The sequence below is a fragment of the Stenotrophomonas sp. YJH_SMC_14-1 genome (genome assembly GCF_059372275.1).
Window position 1 is genome coordinate 1 of the sequence record NZ_JCAFVK010000001.1, and the last position, 15,654, is coordinate 15,654.

Annotated in this window: 29 protein-coding genes; all 29 read left to right on the forward strand. The window is 62.9% G+C overall.

Annotation, left to right across the window (positions count from 1 at the left end; translation table 11 throughout):
• On the forward strand, window positions 1-141 hold a 141-nt coding region (locus AC5P9P_RS00005; RefSeq protein ID WP_487247787.1), incomplete at its 5' end, for an EF-Tu C-terminal domain-related protein.
• Window positions 142-473: 332 nt separating this feature from the next.
• Window positions 474-785 (forward strand): 30S ribosomal protein S10, encoded by a 312-nt coding sequence (gene rpsJ, locus AC5P9P_RS00010; protein ID WP_005408208.1) that lies wholly within the window; start codon window positions 474-476, stop codon window positions 783-785.
• Between the two features lie 11 nt (window positions 786-796).
• Entirely contained in the window at window positions 797-1,447 is a 651-nt protein-coding gene (rplC, locus tag AC5P9P_RS00015; RefSeq protein ID WP_004145336.1) for a 50S ribosomal protein L3, read from the forward strand.
• 12 nt (window positions 1,448-1,459) lie between these two features.
• Complete coding sequence (rplD, locus tag AC5P9P_RS00020) at window positions 1,460-2,065, forward strand: 50S ribosomal protein L4 (protein WP_019659578.1); 606 nt, start codon at window positions 1,460-1,462, stop codon at window positions 2,063-2,065.
• Complete coding sequence (gene rplW, locus AC5P9P_RS00025) at window positions 2,062-2,361, forward strand: 50S ribosomal protein L23 (RefSeq protein WP_004145338.1); 300 nt, start codon at window positions 2,062-2,064, stop codon at window positions 2,359-2,361. Before rplD ends, rplW begins: the two co-directional genes overlap by 4 nt.
• 10 nt (window positions 2,362-2,371) lie before the next feature.
• The gene (rplB, locus tag AC5P9P_RS00030; protein WP_004145339.1) at window positions 2,372-3,199 is read left to right on the forward strand and encodes a 50S ribosomal protein L2; all 828 of its coding nucleotides are present in this window, start codon (window positions 2,372-2,374) and stop codon (window positions 3,197-3,199) included.
• A 6-nt stretch (window positions 3,200-3,205) separates the two neighbouring features.
• A complete protein-coding gene (gene rpsS, locus AC5P9P_RS00035; protein ID WP_005415413.1) occupies window positions 3,206-3,475 on the forward strand; it encodes a 30S ribosomal protein S19 in 270 nt (89 codons plus the stop codon).
• A gap of 12 nt (window positions 3,476-3,487) precedes the next feature.
• Window positions 3,488-3,823, forward strand: a complete 336-nt coding sequence (rplV, locus tag AC5P9P_RS00040) for a 50S ribosomal protein L22 (RefSeq protein ID WP_004145348.1) — start codon at window positions 3,488-3,490, stop codon at window positions 3,821-3,823.
• 18 nt (window positions 3,824-3,841) lie between these two features.
• On the forward strand, window positions 3,842-4,576 hold the full coding sequence (rpsC, locus tag AC5P9P_RS00045; RefSeq protein ID WP_005415414.1) for a 30S ribosomal protein S3: 735 nt from the start codon (window positions 3,842-3,844) through the stop codon (window positions 4,574-4,576).
• A gap of 5 nt (window positions 4,577-4,581) precedes the next feature.
• Entirely contained in the window at window positions 4,582-4,995 is a 414-nt protein-coding gene (gene rplP, locus AC5P9P_RS00050; protein ID WP_004154486.1) for a 50S ribosomal protein L16, read from the forward strand.
• The gene (gene rpmC, locus AC5P9P_RS00055; protein WP_004154487.1) at window positions 4,995-5,180 is read left to right on the forward strand and encodes a 50S ribosomal protein L29; all 186 of its coding nucleotides are present in this window, start codon (window positions 4,995-4,997) and stop codon (window positions 5,178-5,180) included. Before rplP ends, rpmC begins: the two co-directional genes overlap by 1 nt.
• Window positions 5,181-5,191: 11 nt before the next feature.
• The gene (gene rpsQ / locus AC5P9P_RS00060; protein WP_004154489.1) at window positions 5,192-5,461 is read left to right on the forward strand and encodes a 30S ribosomal protein S17; all 270 of its coding nucleotides are present in this window, start codon (window positions 5,192-5,194) and stop codon (window positions 5,459-5,461) included.
• Between the two features lie 12 nt (window positions 5,462-5,473).
• Window positions 5,474-5,842 (forward strand): 50S ribosomal protein L14, encoded by a 369-nt coding sequence (gene rplN / locus AC5P9P_RS00065; protein WP_010483978.1) that lies wholly within the window; start codon window positions 5,474-5,476, stop codon window positions 5,840-5,842.
• A gap of 16 nt (window positions 5,843-5,858) precedes the next feature.
• Window positions 5,859-6,176: a 50S ribosomal protein L24 gene (rplX, locus tag AC5P9P_RS00070; protein WP_004154490.1), complete on the forward strand. Its 318-nt coding sequence runs from the start codon at window positions 5,859-5,861 to the stop codon at window positions 6,174-6,176.
• Window positions 6,177-6,187: 11 nt separating this feature from the next.
• A complete protein-coding gene (gene rplE, locus AC5P9P_RS00075) occupies window positions 6,188-6,730 on the forward strand; it encodes a 50S ribosomal protein L5 (protein ID WP_005415416.1) in 543 nt (180 codons plus the stop codon).
• Window positions 6,731-6,748: 18 nt separating this feature from the next.
• Window positions 6,749-7,054: a 30S ribosomal protein S14 gene (rpsN, locus tag AC5P9P_RS00080; RefSeq protein ID WP_019659577.1), complete on the forward strand. Its 306-nt coding sequence runs from the start codon at window positions 6,749-6,751 to the stop codon at window positions 7,052-7,054.
• 258 nt (window positions 7,055-7,312) lie between these two features.
• Complete coding sequence (rpsH, locus tag AC5P9P_RS00085) at window positions 7,313-7,711, forward strand: 30S ribosomal protein S8 (protein ID WP_021204581.1); 399 nt, start codon at window positions 7,313-7,315, stop codon at window positions 7,709-7,711.
• Window positions 7,712-7,729: 18 nt separating this feature from the next.
• Window positions 7,730-8,254, forward strand: coding sequence for a 50S ribosomal protein L6 (gene rplF / locus AC5P9P_RS00090; protein ID WP_019659576.1), 525 nt, complete (start codon window positions 7,730-7,732; stop codon window positions 8,252-8,254).
• 80 nt (window positions 8,255-8,334) lie between these two features.
• Window positions 8,335-8,694, forward strand: a complete 360-nt coding sequence (gene rplR / locus AC5P9P_RS00095; RefSeq protein ID WP_026346969.1) for a 50S ribosomal protein L18 — start codon at window positions 8,335-8,337, stop codon at window positions 8,692-8,694.
• Window positions 8,695-8,855: 161 nt separating this feature from the next.
• Window positions 8,856-9,398: a 30S ribosomal protein S5 gene (gene rpsE, locus AC5P9P_RS00100; RefSeq protein WP_004154496.1), complete on the forward strand. Its 543-nt coding sequence runs from the start codon at window positions 8,856-8,858 to the stop codon at window positions 9,396-9,398.
• On the forward strand, window positions 9,391-9,582 hold the full coding sequence (gene rpmD / locus AC5P9P_RS00105; RefSeq protein ID WP_005408214.1) for a 50S ribosomal protein L30: 192 nt from the start codon (window positions 9,391-9,393) through the stop codon (window positions 9,580-9,582). Before rpsE ends, rpmD begins: the two co-directional genes overlap by 8 nt.
• Before the next feature lie 6 nt (window positions 9,583-9,588).
• Complete coding sequence (gene rplO, locus AC5P9P_RS00110) at window positions 9,589-10,032, forward strand: 50S ribosomal protein L15 (protein WP_004154498.1); 444 nt, start codon at window positions 9,589-9,591, stop codon at window positions 10,030-10,032.
• Between the two features lie 7 nt (window positions 10,033-10,039).
• Window positions 10,040-11,407, forward strand: a complete 1,368-nt coding sequence (gene secY / locus AC5P9P_RS00115; RefSeq protein WP_005408215.1) for a preprotein translocase subunit SecY — start codon at window positions 10,040-10,042, stop codon at window positions 11,405-11,407.
• A 347-nt stretch (window positions 11,408-11,754) separates the two neighbouring features.
• Window positions 11,755-12,111, forward strand: coding sequence for a 30S ribosomal protein S13 (gene rpsM / locus AC5P9P_RS00120; protein WP_004154500.1), 357 nt, complete (start codon window positions 11,755-11,757; stop codon window positions 12,109-12,111).
• Window positions 12,112-12,122: 11 nt separating this feature from the next.
• On the forward strand, window positions 12,123-12,512 hold the full coding sequence (gene rpsK / locus AC5P9P_RS00125) for a 30S ribosomal protein S11 (protein WP_004145443.1): 390 nt from the start codon (window positions 12,123-12,125) through the stop codon (window positions 12,510-12,512).
• A gap of 15 nt (window positions 12,513-12,527) precedes the next feature.
• Complete coding sequence (rpsD, locus tag AC5P9P_RS00130) at window positions 12,528-13,157, forward strand: 30S ribosomal protein S4 (RefSeq protein ID WP_004145446.1); 630 nt, start codon at window positions 12,528-12,530, stop codon at window positions 13,155-13,157.
• A 55-nt stretch (window positions 13,158-13,212) separates the two neighbouring features.
• Complete coding sequence (locus AC5P9P_RS00135) at window positions 13,213-14,211, forward strand: DNA-directed RNA polymerase subunit alpha (RefSeq protein ID WP_005408216.1); 999 nt, start codon at window positions 13,213-13,215, stop codon at window positions 14,209-14,211.
• A 191-nt stretch (window positions 14,212-14,402) separates the two neighbouring features.
• On the forward strand, window positions 14,403-14,786 hold the full coding sequence (rplQ, locus tag AC5P9P_RS00140; protein ID WP_005408217.1) for a 50S ribosomal protein L17: 384 nt from the start codon (window positions 14,403-14,405) through the stop codon (window positions 14,784-14,786).
• Window positions 14,787-15,027: 241 nt separating this feature from the next.
• Window positions 15,028-15,534 (forward strand): disulfide bond formation protein B, encoded by a 507-nt coding sequence (locus AC5P9P_RS00145; protein WP_005412342.1) that lies wholly within the window; start codon window positions 15,028-15,030, stop codon window positions 15,532-15,534.
• Window positions 15,535-15,654: the final 120 nt, after the last annotated feature.

A 15,654-nucleotide genomic window follows, 5' to 3' on the forward strand; every position in this document is an offset into this window, starting at 1 on the left:
GAAATGGTGATGCCGGGTGACAACGTCAAGATGGTCGTCACCCTGATCAACCCGGTGGCGATGGACGAAGGCCTGCGCTTCGCCATCCGCGAAGGCGGCCGCACCGTCGGCGCCGGCGTGGTCTCGAAGATCATCGAGTAATCTGGTAGTATCTGCGCCCCGATGTTGCCTGGGTAGGGCATCGGGGCGTATCAAATGGGAAAGCAGGCACAGGATGTGCCTTGTGTTCCCCGGACCAGGAAGGGTCAATGCCATTCAGGCGGCGTCAACAGGCGACTGTTGACAGCTGCCTTGTGTGCCATTATGCTTCTACGTCTGGGCAGGCCGGGAAACTGGTCTGCCTACGTTTTTGAGGTCTATGGAGTGACCTTGTCGGCCTGCAGGAGTGTGGGCCGTCCGTATTCAGGAATTTCATGGGGCAAAGCAACCCAGAGGCTTTGTCTGTCGCTCTTTTAACGAAGGAACCTACCGCCATGGCGGACCAAAAGATCCGGATCCGGCTGAAAGCGTTCGATCATCGTCTGATCGACCGTTCGGCCAGCGAGATCGTTGAAACGGCAAAGCGGACCGGCGCGCAAGTGCGTGGCCCGATCCCGCTGCCGACCAAGATCGAGCGCTACACCGTTCTCGTCTCCCCGCACGTCGACAAGGACGCGCGTGACCAGTACGAGACCCGCACGCACAAGCGCGTGCTCGATATCGTTGACCCGAATGACAAGACCGTGGACGCGCTGATGAAGCTCGAACTGGCTGCCGGCGTCGACGTTCAGATCAAGTTGACCTGAGGACTACGACCATGACGAAGAAGTATTCGTTGGGCTTCGTGGGCCGCAAGGCCGGCATGAGCCGCGTGTTCACTGAAGATGGCCGCTCCATCCCGGTGACCCTGATCGAAGCAACCCCGAACCGCATCGCGCAGATCAAGACCGTCGAAACCGACGGCTACAGCGCCGTGCAGGTGACCGTCGGCGCGCGTCGCGCTGCCCTGGTCAACAAGCCGGAAGCCGGCCACTTCGCCAAGGCGAAGGTGGAAGCGGGTCGTGGCCTGTGGGAATTCCGCGTTGAAGACGCGCAGCTCGGCGATTTCGCCGTTGGCGGCGAAGTCAAGGCGGACATCTTCGAAGTCGGCCAGATCGTCGACGTCCAGGGTGTCACCAAGGGTAAGGGCTTCCAGGGCACCATCAAGCGCCACAACTTCCGTATGGGCGATGCAACCCACGGTAACTCGCTGTCGCATCGCGCGCCGGGTTCGCTGGGTCAGCGCCAGACCCCGGGTCGCGTTTTCCCGGGCAAGAAGATGTCGGGCCACATGGGCGCGGTGCAGCAGAGCACCCAGAACCTGGAAGTGGTCAAGGTCGACGTCGAGCGCGGTCTGATCGCCGTTCGCGGCGCCGTTCCGGGCGCGGCGGGTGGCGATGTGATCGTCCGTCCGGCGAGCAAGGCATAAGGAGAGATGACGATGGAACTCGTTATCACGGGTAGCAACAACAAGGTCTCGGTCTCCGAAGCCGTGTTCGGTCGCGATTTCAGCGAAGATCTGGTCCACCAGGTCGTCGTTGCTTACCGCAACGCCGGTCGCGCCGGCACCAAGGCACAGAAGACTCGCTCCGAAGTGGCTGGTACCACCAAGAAGTCGAAGAAGCAGAAGGGCGGCGGCGCGCGTCATGGCGCACTGACGGCGCCGATCTTCGTCGGCGGCGGTGTCACCTTCGCGGCCAAGCCGCGCAGCTTCGAGCAGAAGGTCAATCGTAAGCAGTACCGTGCCGCCATGTGCGCGATCCTGTCCGAGCTGAACCGTCAGGGCCGTCTGACCATCGTGGAGTCCTTCGACGTCGAAGTGACCAACACGAAGGGTCTGGTCGCCAAGCTGGCCGGCCTGGAGGTGGGCAAGCGCCCGCTGATCGTCACCGAAGAAGCGTCCGAGCACCTGTACCTGTCCGCCCGCAATCTGCCGTACGTGCAGGTGCGTGACGTCCAGGGCCTGGATCCGGTCTCGCTGGTGGGTGCCGACACGGTCGTCATCACCGCTGACGCGGTCAAGAAGGTCGAGGAGTGGCTGGCATGAACAGCAACGAAAAAATCTTCAGCGTGCTGCGTGCCCCGCGTGTCTCCGAAAAGACCGCGCGCCTGCAGGAACTCTCCAACCAGTATGTCTTCGAAGTTTCGAACGAAGCCACCAAGGCCGATGTAAAGGCCGCGGTTGAGCAGCTGTTCGACGTCAAGGTCGAAGCTGTCAACGTGGTCAACGTCAAGGGCAAGAACAAGTCCTTCCGTAACCGTGCTGGCCGCCGCGGCGATTGGCGCAAGGCGTACGTTCGCCTGGCCGATGGCCAGTCGATCGATGTAACGGCCAAGGCCTGAGGTACATCCCATGCCATTGATGAAATTCAAGCCCACTTCCCCCGGCCGCCGTTCGGCCGTGCGCGTGGTCACTCCCGACCTGCACAAGGGTGCTCCGCACGCTGCCCTGGTCGAGTCGCAGAGCCGCTCGGGTGGTCGTAACCACCATGGCCGCATCACCGTGCGTCACGTCGGTGGTGGTGCCAAGCAGCACTACCGCATCATCGACTTCAAGCGCAACAAGCTGGGCATCCCGGCGCGCGTGGAACGCATCGAATACGATCCGAACCGCACCGCCCACATCGCCCTGCTGTGCTACGTCGACGGTGAGCGTCGCTACATCATCGCCCCGAAGGGCCTGAAGGCCGGTGATCAGGTGATCGCTGGTTCGGATGCCCCGATCAAGGCCGGCAACACCCTGCCGCTGCGCAACATCCCGGTCGGCACCACCATCCACTGCATCGAACTGAAGCCGGGCAAGGGCGCTCAGATCGCTCGCGCCGCTGGTGCGGCCGTGCAGCTGGTGGCTCGCGAAGGCATCTACGCCACCCTGCGCCTGCGCTCGGGTGAAATGCGTAAGGTTCCGGTCGAGTGCTGCGCCACCATCGGTGAAGTCGGCAACGACGAGCACAGCCTGGAAAAGCTGGGCAAGGCCGGTGCCAAGCGTTGGCGCGGCGTCCGCCCGACCGTTCGTGGTGCTGCCATGAACCCGGTTGACCACCCGCACGGTGGTGGTGAGGCCAAGGCCGGCCAGGGTAACCCGCATCCGGTCACCCCGTGGGGTGTCCCGACCAAGGGTTACAAGACGCGCCATAACAAGCGCACTCAGCAGTTCATCGTCCGCGATCGTAGGGGCTAATCGACCATGGCACGTTCACTCAAGAAGGGCCCGTTCGTCGATCACCACCTCGTCAAGAAGGTGGAGGCCGCTGCGGGCAGCAAGAAGCCGATCAAGACCTGGTCGCGCCGTTCGATGATCCTGCCTGACATGGTAGGCATCACCATTGCCGTGCATAACGGCAAGAACCACATCCCGGTTCTCGTCAACGAGAACATGGTCGGCCACAAGCTCGGCGAATTTGCCATCACCCGGACCTTCAAGGGTCACGGTGGTGACAAGAAGTCGGGCAAGTAAGGAGAGATGACAATGGAAGCGAAAGCCATCCTGCGCACTGCGCGCATCTCCCCGCAGAAGGCTCGTCTGGTCGCTGACCAGGTGCGCGGTCTGCCGGCCGAACGTGCGGTCAACCTGCTGAAGTTCTCGGACAAGAAGGCTGCCCACCTGATCAAGAAGGTGGTGGAGTCGGCTATTGCCAATGCCGAGAACAACCAGGGCGCCGACGTCGACGAGCTGAAGGTTCAGACCATCATGGTTGATGAAGGTCCGACCCTGAAGCGTTTCATGGCGCGGGCGAAAGGCCGCGGTACCCGCATCCTCAAGCGCACCAGCCACATCACTGTGGTTGTGGGCGCCGCCAAGTAAGCGGATAAGGAAAAGACCATGGGTCATAAAGTTCATCCGATTGGTATCCGCCTCGGCATTTCCAAGGACTGGAACTCCAAGTGGTACGCCAACAAGGCCGAGTTCGCCGGTTACCTGGCAGCCGACCTGAAAGTGCGCGACATGCTGCGCAAGAAGCTGGCCCAGGCCGGCATCAGCAAGATCCTGATCGAGCGTCCGGCCAAGACCGCTCGCGTGACGATCCACACCGCCCGTCCGGGCGTGGTGATCGGCAAGCGCGGTGAGGACATCGAGAAGCTGCGCAAGGAAGTGAGCGAGATGATGGGCGTCCCGGCGCACATCAACGTCACCGAAGTGCGCAAGCCGGAACTGGACGCGCAGCTCGTTGCCGAGTCGATCGCCCAGCAGCTGGAGCGTCGCATCATGTTCCGCCGTGCAATGAAGCGCTCGGTCGGCAACGCGATGCGCCTGGGTGCCCTGGGCATCAAGGTCAACGTCGGTGGCCGCCTCAACGGTGCAGAAATCGCCCGTTCGGAGTGGTACCGCGAAGGCCGCGTGCCGCTGCACACCCTGCGTGCCGACATCGACTATGGCTTCGCTGAAGCCAAGACGACCTACGGCATCATCGGCATCAAGGTCTGGATCTACAAGGGCGAGGTCTTCGATTTCTCCCAGGTTGGCCAGGAAAAGCAGGACGACACCCCGTCGCGCAACGATCGTCACGATCGCGGCGACCGTGGTGACCGTCAGCGCCCGGCCCGTGAAGCGAGGTAACGACAATGTTGCAACCCAAGCGAACCAAGTACCGCAAGGTACACAAGGGCCGTAACGATGGCCTGAGCTGGAGCGCCAACGCTGTCAGCTTCGGCGAATACGGCCTGAAGGCAACCGCACACGGTCAGCTGACCGCGCGCCAGATCGAAGCGGCCCGCCGCTCGATCAGCCGCTACGTCAAGCGCGGCGGCAAGATGTGGATCCGCGTGTTCCCCGACAAGCCCATCACCAAGAAGCCCATCGAAGTCCGAATGGGTTCGGGTAAGGGTAACGTGGAATACTGGGTGGCCCAGATCCAGCCCGGCCGCATGATCTATGAAATCGAGGGTGTTTCCGAGGAAGTGGCTCGCGAGGCGTTCCGCCTGGCCGCCGCCAAGCTCTCGGTCACCACCACTTTCGTGACCCGTACGGTGCGCTGATGGATATCAAAACTCTCCGTGAAAAGTCGGCTGACGAACTCAAGGCCCACCTGATCGACCTGCGTAAGGAACAGTTCTCTGTCCGTATGCAGCAGGTCACCGGCCAGCTGCCGAAGACCCACGACATTCGCCGGGTCCGTCGCGAGATTGCTCGCGTCAAGACCCTGCTCGGCAGCACGAAGTAAGGATGGCCGCTATGAGCGACAATACTGAAAAGAAGACGCTGCGCACGGTCGAAGGCCGTGTCGTCAGCAACAAGATGGACAAGACGGTTACCGTCCTGGTTGAGCGTCAGGTCAAGCACGCGCTGTACGGCAAGTACATCAAGCGCTCGACCAAGCTGCACGCCCACGATGCCGACAACGCCTGCAAGGAAGGCGATGTCGTCCGCGTGACCGAGATTGCTCCGATGTCCAAGACCAAGAACTGGCGCGTGGTGGAAGTCATCACGCGTGCGGCTGAATAAGGAGTCTGAATCATGATCCAGATGCAGAGCTACCTTGACGTCGCGGACAATTCGGGTGCCAAGCAGGTGATGTGCTTCAAGGTGCTGGGTGGTTCCAAGCGCCGTTACGCCGGCATCGGCGACATCATCAAGGTCACCGTGAAGGATGCGATTCCGCGCGGCAAGGTCAAGAAGGGTGAAGTGTATGACGCCGTCGTGGTGCGTACCCGCAAGGGTGTGCGTCGCGCCGACGGTTCGCTGATCCGCTTCGACGGCAACGCGGCCGTCCTGCTGAACAACAAGCAGGAGCCGATCGGTACCCGTATCTTCGGGCCGGTGACCCGTGAACTTCGTTCGGAGAAGTTCATGAAGATCGTCTCGCTCGCTCCCGAAGTGCTGTGAGCGACAGGAGATAATCATGGCTAACCGTATCAAGAAGGGCGACCAGGTTGTCGTCAACGCTGGCAAGGACAAGGGCAAGCAGGGCGAAGTCGTCCGCGTCGACGGCGACCGTGTGGTCGTCGCCAACGTGAACATCGTCAAGCGCCACACCAAGCCGAACCCGCAGGCAGGTGTTGCCGGCGGCGTGGTCGAGCGCGAAGCTTCGATCCATATCTCCAACGTGAACGTGCTGAACCCGGCTTCGGGCAAGGGCGAACGCGTTGGCTTCAAGGTGCTGGAGGATGGACGCAAACTGCGTGTGTTCCGCTCCAGCGGTGAGGCGCTCGACGCCTGAGGAATGTGAAGATGACTTCCCGTCTCGAAAAGATCTACAAGGAAGAAGTGGTGCCGGCGCTGATGAAGCAGTTCGGCTACACCAATCCGATGGAAGTACCGAAGCTCGTCAAGGTCACCCTGAACATGGGTGTCGGCGAGGCTGCCACCAACAAGAAGATCCTGGAAAACGCCGTCGCGGACATGACCAAGATTTCCGGCCAGAAGCCGGTTGTCACCAAGTCGCGTATCTCGGTCGCGTCGTTCAAGATCCGTGATGGTTGGCCGATCGGCTGCAAGACCACGCTGCGTCGCCACAAGATGTACGAGTTCCTGGACCGCCTGATCAACATCTCGCTGCCGCGCGTGCGCGACTTCCGTGGTGTTTCCGGCCGTTCCTTCGACGGCCGCGGCAACTTCAACATGGGTGTGAAGGAACAGATCATCTTCCCGGAAATCGACTTCGACGCCGTCGATGCGATCCGCGGCATGGATATCGCCATCACCACCACTGCGAAGACCGATGCGGAAGCGAAGGCGCTGCTGGCAGCGTTCAAGTTCCCGTTCCGTAACTGATCTGTCGAGGAAACCGAAATGGCAAAGACCTCCATGGTCAACCGCGACATCAAGCGGGAAAAGCTGGCCAAGAAGTACGCTGAAAAGCGTGCGGCTCTGAAGAAGATCGTGTCCTCCGTGGACGCGACCTACGAAGAGAAGATCGAGGCCGCAACCAAGCTGGCCAAGCTGCCGCGCGATTCGTCGCCGAGCCGCCAGCGTAATCGTTGCGAGCTGTCGGGTCGTCCGCGTGGCGTCTACAGCAAGTTCGGCCTGGGCCGTAACAAGCTGCGTGAAGCCACCATGCGTGGCGACGTGCCGGGTCTGCGCAAGGCCAGCTGGTAACCCCAGCCGGCCCTGCGATCAGGAGCCCCTTCGGGGGTTCCTGAACCGGGCAGGGGAGGCATTCAGCTTTCCCGACGCAAAAAAACCGAGGAGCCCGGCGCAAGCCGGGCTCTTTTGGCGTATACTCCCGCGTCTTGCCCTGCGCAAACGGGGTCGTAGGAGTGGGCTTCCGGCCCGCTGCATCAAGGGACCTGGCCCGTTTCCAGGAGACAACAGATTTTCGCGAAAGCGGATATCGGTGCACTCAAAGGTACTCATATGAGCATGACTGATCCCATCGCCGACCTGCTGGTCCGCATCAAGAATGCGGCCGCGGTGGGCAAGCAGACGGTGAAAGCCCCGTCGTCCAAGATCAAGGTTGCGATCGCCCAGGTCCTGAAGGACGAGGGTTACATCGCCGACCTGCGCGTGACCCAGCTGGAAAACAACAAGTCCGAGCTGGAAATCGTGCTGAAGTATTTCGAAGGCAAGCCGGTCATCGCGACCCTGAAGCGCTTCTCGCGTTCGGGCCTGCGCCAGTACCGCGGCAAGAGCGAGCTGCCGAAGGTCATGAACGGCCTGGGTATCTCCATCATTTCCACCTCCAAGGGCATCATGACTGATGCGCAGGCGCGCCAGCTGGGCGTCGGCGGCGAAGTCCTGTGCTTCGTGGCCTAAGGCGAAAGGAGTAGAACTATGTCCCGCGTAGCCAAGAAGCCGATTACCCTGGGTAAGGTTGAACTGAACGTCCAGTCGGACAGCGTCACCGCCAAGGGCCCGAAGGGCACCCTGTCGCTGGCCAAGCCGGCCGGTATTGCCATCAACGTCGACAACGGCGTTGCCACCCTGAGCACCGAAAGCGCCGACCTGGTCGCACTGACCGGTACCGTGCGTGCGATCCTGTCCAACATGGTCAAGGGCGTGTCCGAAGGCTTCGAGCGCAAGCTGGAGCTGGTGGGCGTGGGTTACCGCGCTGCCATGCAGGGCAAGGACCTGAACCTGTCGCTGGGCTTCTCGCACCCGGTCGTGTTCGTGGCGCCGGAAGGCATCACGCTGTCGACCCCGACCCAGACCGAGATCCTGGTCCAGGGCGCTGACAAGCAGGTCGTCGGTGAAGTTGCCGCCAAGATCCGTGCGTTCCGCAAGCCGGAACCGTACAAGGGCAAGGGCGTGAAGTACTCCGACGAAGTCATCATCCGTAAGGAAGCCAAGAAGGCATAAGCGCGAGTCCCTCGCAAGAGCCCGCACATCCCTGTGCGGACTTCTCAGGGAAAAGCTCTTCCTTCAGCTTTCAAGGAATAATCAAAATGAACAAGAACATCGCCCGCCTGCGTCGCGCCAAGTCGACCCGTGCCCACATCCGTGAGCTCGGCGTCGCCCGCCTGTCGGTGCTGCGCACCGGCCAGCACCTGTACGCCCAGGTCTTCACCGCCGACGGCTCCAAGGTGCTGGCTGCTGCCAACACCACCCAGGCCGACGTCATCGAAGGCCTGAAGAACGGCAAGAACGCCGATGCTGCTGCCAAGGTTGGCCGCATCGTTGCCGAGCGCGCCAAGGCCGCCGGCATCGAGAAGGTTGCCTTCGATCGTTCGGGCTACCGCTACCACGGCCGCATCAAGGCCCTGGCAGAAGCCGCCCGCGAAGCCGGCCTGCAGTTCTAAGGGACAAAGGCAGGGGGCCATTGGCCTCCTGCCCACCTGCTCGCCAGCCTGAGTGAGGCTGGACGGCGCCGCTCTTCTGCAGCGGCCCACCGGAACGCCGCGTCACGCCACAACCATAAGCGGCTTCGAGCCGTACATACCCAAACAACCAAGGAATCAACATGGCAGAAGAGCGTCAGCAGCGGGGTCGCGATCGCGACCGTAACCGCGAAGAGAAGATCGACGACGGCATGATCGAAAAGCTGGTCGCGGTCAACCGCGTCAGCAAGACCGTCAAGGGTGGCCGCCAGTTCACCTTCACCGCCCTGACCGTCGTCGGCGACGGCGAAGGCAAGGTCGGTTTCGGCTATGGCAAGGCCCGCGAGGTGCCGGTTGCCATCCAGAAGTCGATGGAACAGGCCCGCAAGAACCTGGTCAGCGTTGACCTGAACAACGGCACCCTGTGGCACACCATCAAGGATGGTCACGGCGCAGCCCGCGTGTTCATGCAGCCGGCTTCGGAAGGTACCGGCGTGATCGCCGGCGGTGCCATGCGCGCCGTGCTGGAAGCCGTTGGCGTGAAGAACGTGCTGGCCAAGGCCACCGGTTCGCGCAACCCGATCAACCTGGTGCGTGCCACCGTGAAGGGCCTGGCTGCTGCACAGTCGCCGGCTCGCATCGCGGCCAAGCGCGGCAAGAAGGTGGAGGAACTCAACCATGGCTAATGAGTCCAACAAGACTGTCAAGGTCCGCCTGGTGCGTGGCCTGCGTGGTACCCAGTCGCGTCACCGCCTGTCGGTGCGTGCGCTGGGCCTGAACAAGCTCAACGATGTGCGTGAACTGAAGGACAGCCCGCAGGTGCGCGGCCTGATCAACAAGGTTCAGTACCTCGTCCAGGTTGAGGAGTAATCGACCATGACTCTGCGTCTCAATGAACTGAGCCCGGCACCGGGCGCCCGCACCGAGCGTACCCGCGTCGGTCGCGGTATCGGCTCGGGCCTGGGCAAGACTGCCGGCCGCGGCCACAAGGGTTCGTTCGCCCGCAAGGGTGGCGGCAAGATCAAGGCTGGCTTCGAAGGCGGCCAGACCCCCATGCAGCGTCGTCTGCCGAAGATCGGCTTCCGTTCGCCGATCGCCAAGGACACCGCTGAAGTGCTGCTGTACGCGCTGGACAAGCTGCCGGCCGGTGAGATCGACTTCGCCGCCCTGCGTGCTGCCAAGCTGGTCCCGAGCACTGCCAAGAAGGCCAAGGTCGTCGTCAAGGGCGAAGTGACCAAGGCGTTCACCCTGAAGGGTATTGCTGCCACGGCGGGTGCCAAGGCCGCGATCGAAGCTGCCGGCGGCAGCGTAACGGAGTAAGAAAATCATGGCGCAAGCTGGCATCGGTAACCTCGCGGGCGGAATGGGCAAGTTCACTGAACTTCGCCAACGTTTGCTGTTCGTCGTCGGGGCTTTGATCGTCTATCGCATCGGCTGCTACGTGCCGGTGCCGGGCGTCAATCCCGATGCCATGCTTGCCATGATGCAACAGCAGGGCGGCGGCATCGTGGACATGTTCAACATGTTCTCGGGCGGCGCCCTGCACCGTTTCAGCATCTTCGCGCTGAACGTGATGCCGTACATCTCGGCATCGATCGTGATGCAGCTGGCCGTGCACATCTTCCCCGCCCTGAAGGCGATGCAGAAGGAAGGTGAGTCCGGCCGCCGCAAGATCACCCAGTATTCGCGCATCGGCGCCGTGCTGCTGGCAGTGGTGCAGGGCGGCTCGATCGCGCTGGCCCTGCAGGGCCAGGTCTCGCCGTCGGGCGCTCCGGTCGTGTACGCGCCGGGCATGGGCTTCGTGCTCACCGCCGTGGTCGCGCTGACCGCCGGCACCATGTTCCTGATGTGGGTCGGTGAGCAGGTCACCGAACGCGGCATCGGCAACGGTGTGTCGCTGATCATCTTCGCCGGTATCGTCGCAGGCCTGCCGGGTGCGATCATCCACACCTTCGACGCCTACCGCGACGGCAACATCCAGTTCATCCAGCTGCTGCTGATCGCCATCGTCGTGCTCGCCTTCACCTTCTTCGTGGTGTTCGTCGAACGTGGCCAGCGCCGGATCACGGTCAACTACGCGCGCCGCCAGGGCGGTCGCAACGCGTACATGAACCAGACCTCGTTCCTGCCGCTGAAGCTCAACATGGCCGGCGTCATCCCGGCGATCTTCGCCTCGAGCCTGCTGGCGTTCCCGGCCACCCTGGCCATGTGGTCCGGCCAGGCTGCCAATCAGAGCAGCTTCGGCCAGGTCCTGCAGAAGGTCGCCAATGCCCTCGGCCCGGGCGAGCCGCTGCACATGATCGTGTTCGCTGCGCTGATCACCGGTTTCGCGTTCTTCTATACCGCGCTGGTGTTCAACTCGCAGGAAACCGCCGACAACCTGAAGAAGTCGGGCGCGCTGATTCCGGGCATCCGCCCGGGCAAGGCCACCGCCGATTACATCGACGGCGTGCTGACCCGCCTGACCGCAGCCGGCTCGGCCTACCTGGTGATCGTCTGCCTGCTGCCGGAACTGATGCGCACGCAGCTGAACGCCTCGTTCTACTTCGGTGGTACTTCGCTGCTGATCGTGGTGGTGGTGGTGATGGACTTCATCGCCCAGGTGCAGGCGCACCTGATGTCCCACCAGTACGAGAGCCTGCTGAAGAAGGCCAACCTGAAGGGCGGCAACCGCGGCGGTTTTGCCCGCGGCTGATTGGCCTGTTATACTTTCGTCTTCCTGACGTGATGGTCCCTCCGCTTCGCGGACTCCGGCCACACAAACGAAGGGCGGCCCCCGCAGCGGTTCCGGGTGGGGGTGTGATGAGGTGGTCCCGCGCTGGAGTAGCGCGGGCGGCCCCGGGGGGAACCCCAGGTCCAACCCCATCCGGCGCCGGAGCCTGGGCACACTCCCCAGGCCGGGTTCATGAAACCAATGGTTTCACGGGCTTCCATGTAAACCGGAACCTTGTTAGTATCGCTAGTTCACTTTTTTGATCCATCCCGCCGGATTGGCGTGCCCGAGGCGCGCTGTCGGCCATCACTCAGCTGGAGAACCGCGTCATGGCGCGTATTGCAGGCGTCAACCTGCCAGCCCAGAAGCATGTCTGGGTCGGGTTGCAAAGCATTTACGGCATCGGCCGTACCCGTTCGAAGAAGGTCTGCGAAGTCGCAGGCGTTGCTTCGACCACCAAGATCCGCGATCTGTCGGAGCCGGAAATCGAGCGCCTGCGCGCCGAAGTCGGCAAGTACATCGTGGAAGGCGATCTGCGCCGTGAGATCGGCATCGCGATCAAGCGCCTGATGGACCTGGGCTGCTACCGCGGCCTGCGTCACCGTCGTGGCCTCCCGCTGCGTGGCCAGCGCACCCGTACCAACGCCCGCACCCGCAAGGGTCCGCGCAAGGCGATCAAGAAGTAAGGGACTGAGAAATGGCTAAGCCCGCTGCTAAGACCAAGAAGAAGATCAAGCGCGTCGTCACCGACGGCGTTGCCCACGTCCACGCTTCGTTCAACAACACCATCGTCACCATCACCGACCGCCAGGGCAACGCTCTGTCGTGGGCGACCTCCGGTGGCGCTGGCTTCCGCGGTTCGCGCAAGTCGACCCCGTTCGCTGCCCAGGTGGCCGCTGAAAAGGCCGGTCGTGCTGCGCTGGACTACGGCGTGAAGTCGCTGGAAGTCCGCATCAAGGGCCCGGGTCCGGGCCGTGAGTCGGCCGTGCGTTCGTTGAACAACGTCGGCTACAAGATCACCAACATCATCGACGTGACGCCTATCCCGCACAACGGGTGCCGTCCGCCGAAGAAGCGTCGCGTCTAAAGGGAGCGATAAGAAATGGCTCGTTATATCGGTCCTACCTGTAAGCTCGCCCGCCGCGAAGGCGCCGACCTGTCCCTGAAGAGCCCGGCGCGTGCGCTGGACTCGAAGTGCAAGCTGGAGCAGAAGCCCGGCCAGCACGGCGCCACTGCCCGCAAGGGCAAGCTGTCCGACTACGCCACCCAGCTGCGTGAAAAGCAGAAGGTCAAGCGTATCTACGGCCTGCTGGAGCGTCAGTTCCGCAACTACTACAAGAAGGCCTCGACCAAGAAGGGCAACACCGGCGAGAACCTGCTGCAGCTGCTGGAAACCCGCCTGGACAACGTCGTCTACCGCATGGGCTTCGCCGTGACCCGTCCGGCTGCCCGTCAGCTGGTGTCGCACCGCGGCGTCACCGTGAATGGCAAGTCGGTCAACCTGGCTTCGTACCAGGTCAAGGCTGGCGACGCCATCGCTCTGTCTGAAAAGGCTGCCAAGCAGCTGCGCGTCCAGGAAGCCCTGACCGTCGCCGCCCAGCATGACCTGAGCCCGTCGTGGGTTGAAGTGGATTCCGGCAAGTTCACCGGCATCTTCAAGGCTGTTCCGGATCGTTCGGATCTGCCTGCGGACATCAACGAAGCGCTGATCGTCGAGCTGTATTCGAAGTAATTCACATTGGAGAGCCCCCGGCGACGGCCGGGGGTTCACTAGGAGAACCCGCAACATGACGGTTACCGCCAACCAGGTTCTGCGTCCTCGCGGTCCGCAGATCGAACGCCTTACCGACACCCGTGCAAAGGTCGTTATCGAACCTTTGGAGCGGGGTTACGGGCATACGCTGGGTAATGCCCTGCGTCGCGTGCTGCTGTCGTCCATCCCGGGCTTCGCCATCACGGAAGTCGAAATCGACGGCGTGTTGCATGAGTACACCACGGTCGAAGGTCTGCAGGAGGACGTGCTCGAAGTCCTGCTGAACCTCAAGGACGTGGCCATCCGTATGCACTCCGGCGACAGCGCCACCCTGTCCCTGTCCAAGCAGGGCCCGGGCGTTGTCACCGCTGCCGACATCAAGGTCGACCACAATGTGGAGATCCTGAACGGCGACCATGTGATCTGCCACCTGACCAAGGACACGGCAATCAACATGCGTCTGAAGATCGAACGTGGTTTCGGCTACCAGCCGGCTGCCGCGCGTCGTCGTCCGGACGAAGAAACCCGTGCCATCGGCCGCCTGGTCCTGGATGCCTCGTTCTCGCCGGTCCGCCGCGTCGCCTATGCCGTGGAAGCGGCCCGCGTCGAACAGCGTACCGACCTGGACAAGCTGGTCATCGATATCGAGACCAACGGCACCATCGACGCCGAGGAAGCCGTGCGCACCGCCGCCGACATCCTCAGTGACCAGCTGTCGGTGTTCGGTGACTTCACCCACCGCGACCGCGGTGCGGCCAAGCCGGCAAACAACGGCGTGGATCCGGTGCTGCTGCGCCCGATCGACGATCTGGAGCTGACCGTGCGTTCGGCCAACTGCCTGAAGGCTGAAAGCATCTACTACATCGGCGATCTGATCCAGAAGACCGAAGTGGAGCTGCTGAAGACCCCGAACCTGGGCAAGAAGTCGCTCACCGAGATCAAGGAAGTGCTGGCTCAGCGCGGCCTGTCGCTCGGCATGAAGCTGGAGAACTGGCCGCCGGCCGGTGTCGCCAGCCACGGCATGCTGGGCTGATATCGGTAATGCCTGAAGGCTCCACCGTTCGCGGTGGGGCCTTCAATGCAACACACCATGCCATGACGAACCGCAGGTTCGCGCGGCAGGTCGTCCAGGACGGGCGGCCAGGACCATCCGCAGTCCGCGCAGCAACGCCAGGATGGCGACAACGATCTACACAGCCACATCATTAACCAAGGAATATCACCATGCGTCACCAGAAGTCTGGCCGTAAGTTCAGCCGCACCAGCGCCCACCGCGAAGCGATGTTCAAGAACATGGCCGCCTCGCTGTTCAAGCACGAGCTGATCAAGACCACCCTGCCGAAGGCCAAGGAACTGCGCCGCGTTGCCGAGCCGCTGATCACCCTGGCCAAGGTCGACTCCGTCGCCAACCGCCGTCTGGCCTTCGCCCGCCTGCGCGACAACGAAGCCGTGGGCAACCTGTTCACCATCCTGGGCCCGCGCTACGCGAACCGTCCGGGCGGCTACCTGCGCCTGCTGAAGTGCGGCTTCCGCGCCGGCGACAACGCGCCGATGGCCTACGTTGAGCTGGTTGACCGTCCGGTCGTGGCCGAGGAAGTGGCCGAGTAATCGGACCGCTCCAACGCGACACAGCGAAAGCCCGGCCTCTGCCGGGCTTTTGCGTTTCCAGGGCTCGGATCCCTTTCCGCAGGAAAGGGCCCTGACCCCGGGCAGGCAGCACCGCAGGCCAGAGCCCTTTGCATTCGCACTGGGATCTGACCCGCACCGTTCCGACAGGCGTCACCTGTGGCGGTTCGAATGGCACGCACTCTCGGTTACGCTTGGCGCCTGATCCATTTGAGCGTTGACGATGAATCCACTGCGCTGGCCCTTCCGCGCCCAGTTCTTGCTGGGCTTCCTGATCTGCGCGGGCCTGCTTGGCTACGCGATCTTCCTGCAGTTGAAGATGGGCCTGGAGCCGTGTCCGCTGTGCATCTTCCAGCGCCTGGCCTTTGCCGCGCTCGGCCTGCTGTTCCTGATCGGTGCGCTGCACGGGCCCTCCAACCGCCCGGGACGCGCGACCTATGGCGTGCTGGCGTTCATTGCCGCCGCAGTGGGTGCCGGCATCGCCGCGCGCCACGTCTACGTGCAGATGCTGCCGCCGGAAATGGGCTCCACCTGTGGCCCGCCGCTGGCGTTCCTGAGCGAGACCATGGGACCGCTGGAAGTATTCCGCACGGTACTGACCGGTACCGGCAACTGCGGCAACATCGACTGGACCTTCCTGGGCCTGACCATGCCGATGTGGTCGGGCGTGTGGTTCGTGCTGCTGGCGTTGTGGGCGCTCGTGGTGTCGCTGGGCAAGGTCAAGCGCTGAAAGCGAAACGGGGTCGGGTCCCTTGGCATCGCAAAGGGCTCTGACCCCAATCGTTGACGAAGGGTAGTGCCGGCCGCTGGCCGGCACACCGTGAGGATGCCGGCCAGCGGCCGGCACTAC

Bases quoted from the DNA above. Each gene is read 5' to 3' on its own strand.
- rpsJ (WP_005408208.1), top strand. From the start codon at position 474: ATGGCGGACCAAAAGATCCGGATCCGGCTGAAAGCGTTCGATCATCGT.
- rplC (WP_004145336.1), top strand. From the start codon at position 797: ATGACGAAGAAGTATTCGTTGGGCTTCGTGGGCCGCAAGGCCGGCATG.
- rplD (WP_019659578.1), top strand. From the start codon at position 1,460: ATGGAACTCGTTATCACGGGTAGCAACAACAAGGTCTCGGTCTCCGAA.
- rplW (WP_004145338.1), top strand. From the start codon at position 2,062: ATGAACAGCAACGAAAAAATCTTCAGCGTGCTGCGTGCCCCGCGTGTC.
- rplB (WP_004145339.1), top strand. From the start codon at position 2,372: ATGCCATTGATGAAATTCAAGCCCACTTCCCCCGGCCGCCGTTCGGCC.
- rpsS (WP_005415413.1), top strand. From the start codon at position 3,206: ATGGCACGTTCACTCAAGAAGGGCCCGTTCGTCGATCACCACCTCGTC.
- rplV (WP_004145348.1), top strand. From the start codon at position 3,488: ATGGAAGCGAAAGCCATCCTGCGCACTGCGCGCATCTCCCCGCAGAAG.
- rpsC (WP_005415414.1), top strand. From the start codon at position 3,842: ATGGGTCATAAAGTTCATCCGATTGGTATCCGCCTCGGCATTTCCAAG.
- rplP (WP_004154486.1), top strand. From the start codon at position 4,582: ATGTTGCAACCCAAGCGAACCAAGTACCGCAAGGTACACAAGGGCCGT.
- rpmC (WP_004154487.1), top strand. From the start codon at position 4,995: ATGGATATCAAAACTCTCCGTGAAAAGTCGGCTGACGAACTCAAGGCC.
- rpsQ (WP_004154489.1), top strand. From the start codon at position 5,192: ATGAGCGACAATACTGAAAAGAAGACGCTGCGCACGGTCGAAGGCCGT.
- rplN (WP_010483978.1), top strand. From the start codon at position 5,474: ATGATCCAGATGCAGAGCTACCTTGACGTCGCGGACAATTCGGGTGCC.
- rplX (WP_004154490.1), top strand. From the start codon at position 5,859: ATGGCTAACCGTATCAAGAAGGGCGACCAGGTTGTCGTCAACGCTGGC.
- rplE (WP_005415416.1), top strand. From the start codon at position 6,188: ATGACTTCCCGTCTCGAAAAGATCTACAAGGAAGAAGTGGTGCCGGCG.
- rpsN (WP_019659577.1), top strand. From the start codon at position 6,749: ATGGCAAAGACCTCCATGGTCAACCGCGACATCAAGCGGGAAAAGCTG.
- rpsH (WP_021204581.1), top strand. From the start codon at position 7,313: ATGAGCATGACTGATCCCATCGCCGACCTGCTGGTCCGCATCAAGAAT.
- rplF (WP_019659576.1), top strand. From the start codon at position 7,730: ATGTCCCGCGTAGCCAAGAAGCCGATTACCCTGGGTAAGGTTGAACTG.
- rpsE (WP_004154496.1), top strand. From the start codon at position 8,856: ATGGCAGAAGAGCGTCAGCAGCGGGGTCGCGATCGCGACCGTAACCGC.
- rpmD (WP_005408214.1), top strand. From the start codon at position 9,391: ATGGCTAATGAGTCCAACAAGACTGTCAAGGTCCGCCTGGTGCGTGGC.
- rplO (WP_004154498.1), top strand. From the start codon at position 9,589: ATGACTCTGCGTCTCAATGAACTGAGCCCGGCACCGGGCGCCCGCACC.
- secY (WP_005408215.1), top strand. From the start codon at position 10,040: ATGGCGCAAGCTGGCATCGGTAACCTCGCGGGCGGAATGGGCAAGTTC.
- rpsM (WP_004154500.1), top strand. From the start codon at position 11,755: ATGGCGCGTATTGCAGGCGTCAACCTGCCAGCCCAGAAGCATGTCTGG.
- rpsK (WP_004145443.1), top strand. From the start codon at position 12,123: ATGGCTAAGCCCGCTGCTAAGACCAAGAAGAAGATCAAGCGCGTCGTC.
- rpsD (WP_004145446.1), top strand. From the start codon at position 12,528: ATGGCTCGTTATATCGGTCCTACCTGTAAGCTCGCCCGCCGCGAAGGC.
- AC5P9P_RS00135 (WP_005408216.1), top strand. From the start codon at position 13,213: ATGACGGTTACCGCCAACCAGGTTCTGCGTCCTCGCGGTCCGCAGATC.
- rplQ (WP_005408217.1), top strand. From the start codon at position 14,403: ATGCGTCACCAGAAGTCTGGCCGTAAGTTCAGCCGCACCAGCGCCCAC.
- AC5P9P_RS00145 (WP_005412342.1), top strand. From the start codon at position 15,028: ATGAATCCACTGCGCTGGCCCTTCCGCGCCCAGTTCTTGCTGGGCTTC.